The sequence below is a fragment of the Thermodesulfobacteriota bacterium genome (assembly GCA_036397855.1).
Classification (GTDB): Bacteria; Desulfobacterota_D; UBA1144; order Nemesobacterales; family CSP1-2; genus DASWID01.
In genome coordinates this window covers 43,227-50,269 of the sequence record DASWID010000067.1, presented here as the reverse complement: position 1 = coordinate 50,269, position 7,043 = coordinate 43,227, and the positions used below count along the sequence as shown (strand labels likewise).

Genomic DNA, 7,043 nt, shown 5'->3' with positions numbered 1-7,043 from the left:
TATTATGAAATGAGCAAGGATAAAAAAGAGGCTATGGCACAAGCATATTTATATGGACGTTATACAATGAAGGAGATAGGTAAGTATTTTGGGGTTCATTATTCGACTGTGAGTAGGACAGTAAGGAGTTATGAAAATTTATAAAATGATGCGTGATTGCAAGACCTGACGCCGTTCTTTTATTTATTTTTCAAGGATTATTGATGTCACGCACGCTTTTCTCCATCTGAGACCTCTGCGATTTCATCACGTCTTAACCTTCTAATCCGGACTCTACGTACCCTTGTCGGATCAGCCTCTAGCACGGTGACCTCATGCTCCCCCAATACAGCGCTCTCATTCACTGTGGGTATATGACCCAACATTTCAATCAGCACCCCTCCAATCGTATCGGCATTTGAATCAGATAATTCAATTTCCAGTTTTTTTTCAATTTCGTCAACGGTGCAAGCAGCATCAACCTCAAAGCTGTCAGCTCCTATCTTCATTATTGATGGAGCTTCACTATCAAACTCATCCTGTATTGGACCTACCAGTTCCTCAAGCACATTTTCAAGCGTAATCATTCCTGATACAACCCCGTATTCATCAACAAGAATGGCCAAAGCTGTGTGTTTTTTTTGAAACTCGCGAAGTAATGCATCGAGTGCAAACGTTTCTGGAAGAAAAGTAGGTTTGCGAGCAACATCGACGAGAGCTTTAAGCTCCTGCTTCCTTGCAAGAGTCTGGAAGATATCCTTAACATGTACAATTCCAATAATATGATCAAGATCACCATCGCATAGAGGCAAGCGGGTGTGGCCAGACTCTGACGCAATTCGTAGCTTTTCCTCCATTGTATCATTCTTATCCAGATAAATGATCTGGTCCCTGGGTAGCATATATCGACGAGCAATTTTATTTTCTAAATCCAGCACATTTTCCATGATCAGCCGTTCCCCTAGAGTGAGGTGACCCACTGCTGCTGATTCAAGTAGGATTGCCCTTACCTCATCCTCCGTATGTACTTCACCGTGCTCCGAGGTGATCTGGATGCCAATTACCCTCAGCATCAAATTACTTATTGTGTTGAGGACCCAAATAAATGGTTTGAAAATCTTATAAAAAATGGCCAATGGCATTGATATCGTAAGCGCGGTCCGCTTATACTTCTTTATGGCTAAAATCTTGGGCACCTGCTCACCAAGTGTAATGTGCAGCAGGGTAATTATGATAAAAGCAATCGGGAAAGCTACAAGATGTACCCTGTCTTCTGGAATACCCAGGGAGTTAAAAGCAGGTTCAATCGATCTCGCGACTAACGGTTCGCCAACCCAACCCAAACCTAAACTGGCAAGGGTAATCCCAAGCTGACAAGCCGATAGATAGGCATCTAAATTCGCAACAATCTTCTCTACAAGCTTAGCGGTCTTACTTCCCTTACGCGCTAAGATTTTTATTTCTTGAATTCTAAGCTTTACGAGAGCAAATTCGGCAGCGACAAAAAATCCATTCGCGGCAACTAGTAAAAAAACTAAAAATATTTTCCAGAACATCTTACTCCTATATCCTCACCCAATGAAATGAATTCATGGTTTTCAAAAAATATAAATCTAAATATTCAACTGAAAATAATGAATGAAAAGATGGTCACATTTCAATAGTGTAGCATCAATCCGTGGAAATTCTTACCTTTAGAGACCCTATAGATATTTTATAAACTTTAAAAATCATACTCACTGAAATTTCCTTGACATTCATTCTAAACAGTATTTACTCAGGCTAACTTATTAAATTTACAACATATTATAAATCGCTAGCAATATCATTAAATGATATCAAATGGTCGAATTAACTCATAAGGTATCTTTGCGGAAATCGAAGGAATGAACCAAATAACGACCCCAAAATAAATACATTTACCAGATATAACCAATTTAGTAGTTGACACAAATCGACTATGCAAACTCACACGAAACTAATGAGTGTGGGAAATAAGGGATAACTCCAATTCCGAGTACTCTCAAAACTTTAAAAAAAGATCTGCCTTTTACTTAATAATATATCATTTATTTATTACGCATTTATAAAAAGCCAAACGGCTGCGCTATGCATTGTAAGGTGCCCGCACGATTCTCAATTCTTCTTTATTTTCGGTCTCTTCGCTTTTGATCTTTTTGTAATAAGGTTTTTTAGTTCGATCAGGTCAGGATTAAGCAGCTCTTTTACGCGGTCAGTATTGACTCCAGCTACAATAATATCACCTATTTCAGTGTTGACCTCGTCATAAATGCCTAAAGCTTTCATGCCCTTTGTTTGCTTCTGATTATCATCGGTGGGGTTAACATAATGTACCGAATCACTCTTATACCGATGAATCAAAAATAAATGGATTAATGTCATTAAACGCTTTTTACGGAAATCCTCATTAAATGTATTTTGATCTCTAACAGAAAGAATATTCTTGCCTCTGAGATCCTGTATTGATGCAAACACCGCATTAGCCATCTTATTTTTTGATTCATCTAGAATAGTCAATTCCAATAAATCCGAGCCGGCTTTGTGCGGCCGTAGTTCAACGCGCAAGGCCCCTGCAATTTTATAGTGTTCCGCCCAATGCTCAAGCCAACCTTCCAGAAGTTTGGGTGGAACCTCTGTCTGGACCAAATGCTGATACTGTGTGGATCCCTTTCCCATAGCCTTGGTTGTTGCGGTGCGTCCGGAAGTAGCCATAAGGGCACCATCGGCACGAGGTCCACCAACATAGGTTTGAGGTGTCTTATAGGGTGAATCGAGTAACCTGAACTTTCGTTGTAAGCGGGCCAGTGCAAGCATCCCATCTTCTAGTAAAGCACTTGCAAATTCTTCAGCCGCCAGTCCGTCTATTTGATGACCTCCATATGTGATGAAGTTAAAGACAAACCCGAGCTTCCCCAACTCTTTGGGGAAGTTTACCATTTCGTCATCGCTCATTCCCGTTGTGTCCCAATTAAATGAAGGTGACAAATTGTAGGCCAACATCTTATCTGGATATACACTGTGGATAGCTTCCGCAAATTCTGTCGCATCGGCTAAATCAGCCGTTTTTGTCTCCATCCAGAGGATGTCAGCAAAAGGGGCTACAGCAAGTGATTTTGCTATCGCATACTCGACTCCACCCTGGATCTGATAATAACCCTCGGGTGTTCTAGACAATTCACAATCCCACGAAGCTTCTATGCCCATTGACCTGGCTTTTTCACGGGCTTCATGAAATGAAACCTTCTTAGCAAATTCTAGCCATTCGTCAATTGTCAAATCATGTTGCCTTCCTTCTTCGATTTGAAAATCCATCAAATCTGCTACTGCTTCCCCGAATGTCTTAAGCCCTGATTCGACTTCCCATGTTTCGACGAACTTGGTCGCAACATTATCCAATGGCTTGGTGATGCTCCTTTCCCTGCCATCCTTTAAAGCTTGTACGTTTTCATCTATGTATGACATTAATCCCACCTGCTTAAACCACTCGTACGCCTCTTCATATTCGAAATCGGATATTCTGTATAGAAAGTGACCATTAACATCTTTTATTCCCTTCTCATTAAAAATTTTCAAAATTGCAAGATAACAATTCTTATAACCAGGCAGATTTGTTTTTGTAGCACCTAGAATAAAAGCATGATCCCGTTCATCACCTCTTTTATCTAGTAATGCGGCTGCTTCAGCGTCGGTTCGAGCAACAATGATTCCCGGTACCTTCATAACATCAAGTTGGAATCGTGCGGCATTCAGCCTTTTGATTTGTTCATCAACAGGTACGAGAACCTTACCGCCCTGATGCCCACATTTCTTTGTGCCTGGTTTTTGATCTTCGATGTGGTAACCTGCGACACCCGCTTCTACAAATCTCCTGATCAGGTTTCTGACATGAGCATCACCCCCATGTCCTGTATCGGCATCTGCAATTATAAAAGGCCTGTAATCAAATTTTGGAGTGGTCTTTCGTTCCTTGTCTGTCATTCTGGATCTGATGAATTTCTGATTCTTATCTGCAGAAAGGAGGGCTCGAACAAGTGTAGCTGCCTCATCCGGCACCTGACTGAGCGGGTAACTTGCTAAATCTGGACCTGGATCCTCGGTTGTCGATCCTTTGGCAGAAGTTGCCCAGCCCCCTAAGTAAATCCCCGCTATACCTGCCCGCTTCAGCATAACTACTTGCCCAGGAGAATATGGACCAAATGTTGTAATCTGCTCTCGTCTTGAGAACAATTCCCTTAAAAGACTATGGAATTCTTCAGATGCATTTCTTGCAATCGGGTAATCAGTTTCAATCGTCCCACGCTGCTGCACAACTTGACGGGCTGAATAAAGGCGGGTGATTCCTCTGAAGCGAGGGATCTTGAACCATTTCTTGGTCTCGAGAACCTCTTTTTCAAATGATTCCATTTCGTCTTCTGAAATGGTTTCAGTTTTTCTAGTAGGGATAAAATCTAAATTCTCGGTAATCCTGGTGCCATCTTCTTTAAATGTCTCCGTATACTGTCTAATTCTCCTTTTAGCTTCAGATAAATCATGATTATTTAGATTAATATTCAATAAATCGATATACCAGGGGGCTTTGACTTCATCTAAAACGTAGGTTTCAACAATCTCCCTGGCGATCGGTAAGGTTGTTCCCTTTGAATCGTCGTGAACATCTTTATCTTTTGCATTTTGAAGTTTTTCGTATTCTTCTGCTACCAACCTCCAAAATATATCGACTGTAAAAACGTCTCCCGCTTTTAACCCCGTTTCCGAATCGTCTTCGGTTAGTTTCGCACTTTTGTGAATCCATTCCCACAAGATGCTGAGACGAATTTCTCCTGTGGCCATATCTTCCATCAGATACAATATGTCATCATTACTGAAAAAGTCAGCTGGCTTTAGCGCTGCTGCCTGAAATCCCTGACCAAATGCATTTCCATATTGCAAACCAACGCTCAAAAGATTTCGAGCTCCCCTAATCGTTCTGGGTGCTGGTTCAAGAAGCGTCAGACCATCTGAGTCCTCCTGAGTATAGGTTAGAGGGGGGAAAGGTCTACCAAGTTGGTTGTCCTCACCAACCTTTTCCCAAACTGGTCGAATAATATGAACCATCCTCCAATGTGCTACCCATTTACCACTTGCACCTTCTTTCTGTTCACGCACGGCACCCTCAACTGCTTTCTTCATACCGCTGGTAACGCCTTCTTTCGAACCCACAGGAATGTTGGGCTCCATTCCACCCTGCCAAAGCGCAAAATTCCCATTAATATCGGGTGTGTTTACAGCCCTCCGCACCCTATCTTCGTAATTTCTCATGTAACCATAGGTCATTGTAATGGATTCAATGTTGGGATTCATAAAATCTATGTCCCAGGCCATAGCATCAGCGACGCTATTAATGTAATCCCATCTTCCTGTATTAAATCCAACGAAATGTTTGCCTAAAGCAGCCCTAATCTCCATCAACTGAAATGTTGCTTCAAGTTGTTCAACAAGAACATAGACTTTGATTGTGCCAACAGGGAGGTCAAGATATTGTTCAAGAGCTGACATCATTTCATTCCAAAGCGCCGCTTCCTCAGCAGTCTGGATTTTAGGCAGATACAATACTATGGAGGAACCCGATTTCATTAAATTCTTATAGTTGTTTACAACATAAAGTGTCATATCGACGATTGACGCTGAAAGGGCCACACCATTTTCATCACGGATATGTCTATCGTCTAAATGTAATCCCCGGCAGCGGAATATCTTTGTCGTAAAGTTTAATTGCTTCTCCCAATCTTTTATGATCTCTCTCTCGAAAAATCCCGATGACCATTCGTTCATCTCCTTTGCAACCTGCTCAGCCACCTCCAAAAAAATTGGATCTTTTTGTATTGCCAATTTTAGGTTTCTTTGATTGTCTAACGACATGGATGTAATTTGTCCCAAGGCATCTTCCCCATCAAACATCCAGCCATCAGCGCCCGAGAGTAATGCATACGCGACATTCCGTATGCTTTTTCCGGTCGGAGAGTTTGGTTTTGCAGCGGGGCCTGTACCCTGAATCCACTGTCGCTGTAAATCTTTTGGAATCTCTGAACCAACGAACTTCCCGTCTCTTGCGTCTTGCACCTCGATGTTCGTTCGAGGAATGTAGTCATTCGGATCCAAAAACTTAATTCTCTCTCTATTTCGAGCTCGTTCTGCCCTTCTATCGATTCTTTTTGCCATGACTATCTTTTGATCCCAATTAAATCTAGCCAATGATGCCAAAGCGGTCATAACATCAGGGGTATATACATCAGGGTAGGAATTCTCGAGATCATCGCGAATTTCTAATTTTCCATACCCGCTGATGACCTTAAAGGATCGATTATTTGTTTTACGAACGATACTCATCACCTGTTCTCCTCACTTGTCTTGTATCATTTTTCTGACTTTGAATAATAAGGCCAATAATTATACAGATTATACCGATTATTGCCAAATAATCTTGTTATTAAGTGTATGTTATGAGGAGTTTGTTTGCAAACATCGAATCTTTGATGCTGACTCATTAATACTATTTTCAGCCGAAACTAGTAGTTATAGATAAAATCACATATAATAGTTATGCAAATTTAAACTTAGAAACTGTTGTATAAGGAGATACGAATGAATATTTATGTAGGAAATTTATCATATGAGGTCACTGAAGCGGACTTACGGTCCGCTTTCGAAGAATTTGGGCAGGTCACGTCAACCTCTATCATAAAAGATAAGTATACTGGAGAATCAAAAGGATTTGGATTCGTCGAGATGCCATCTTTGCAGGAGGCTCAAGCTGCTATCAGTGCCCTAAATGGGAAAGAGTTAAAAGGAAGAGCAATTAATGTAAATGAAGCCCGTCCACGCACAGAAAAACGTGTTGGTGACCGAGGAGGCAGAGGAGGCTTTGGCAAGGGAGGAGGAGGCAGAGGAGGCTTTGGCAAGGGAGGAGGAGGAGGAGGCAGAGGAGGCGGCCGTCGATATTAATTAACTGTCAACAATAGTTCTCGCTATATCATATAGGGCTACGTCTAAATAATCGCTCAAGG

Annotated in this window: 4 protein-coding genes; 2 read left to right on the top strand and 2 right to left on the bottom strand. The window is 41.5% G+C overall.

Going from position 1 to position 7,043, the window contains the following annotated elements; genetic code table 11:
- The first annotated feature begins 9 nt into the window (after window positions 1-9).
- On the top strand, window positions 10-144 hold the full coding sequence (locus tag VGA95_05305) for a helix-turn-helix domain-containing protein (protein ID HEX9665962.1): 135 nt from the start codon (window positions 10-12) through the stop codon (window positions 142-144).
- Window positions 145-206: 62 nt separating this feature from the next.
- Here the strand turns inward: VGA95_05305 and VGA95_05300 are convergent, their stop codons facing one another.
- Together VGA95_05300 and VGA95_05295 are read right to left on the bottom strand one after the other, a co-directional pair.
- Window positions 207-1,535 (bottom strand): hemolysin family protein, encoded by a 1,329-nt coding sequence (locus VGA95_05300; protein HEX9665961.1) that lies wholly within the window; start codon window positions 1,533-1,535, stop codon window positions 207-209.
- Window positions 1,536-2,115: 580 nt separating this feature from the next.
- Window positions 2,116-6,366 carry an isocitrate lyase/phosphoenolpyruvate mutase family protein gene (locus VGA95_05295; GenBank protein HEX9665960.1) on the bottom strand — a complete coding sequence of 1,417 codons (4,251 nt, stop codon included), beginning with the start codon at window positions 6,364-6,366 and terminating at the stop codon, window positions 2,116-2,118.
- A 255-nt stretch (window positions 6,367-6,621) separates the two neighbouring features.
- Here VGA95_05295 and VGA95_05290 point away from each other — a divergent pair, with 255 nt between their 5' ends.
- Window positions 6,622-6,981: an RNA-binding protein gene (locus tag VGA95_05290; protein HEX9665959.1), complete on the top strand. Its 360-nt coding sequence runs from the start codon at window positions 6,622-6,624 to the stop codon at window positions 6,979-6,981.
- The last annotated feature ends 62 nt before the right edge of the window (window positions 6,982-7,043 follow it).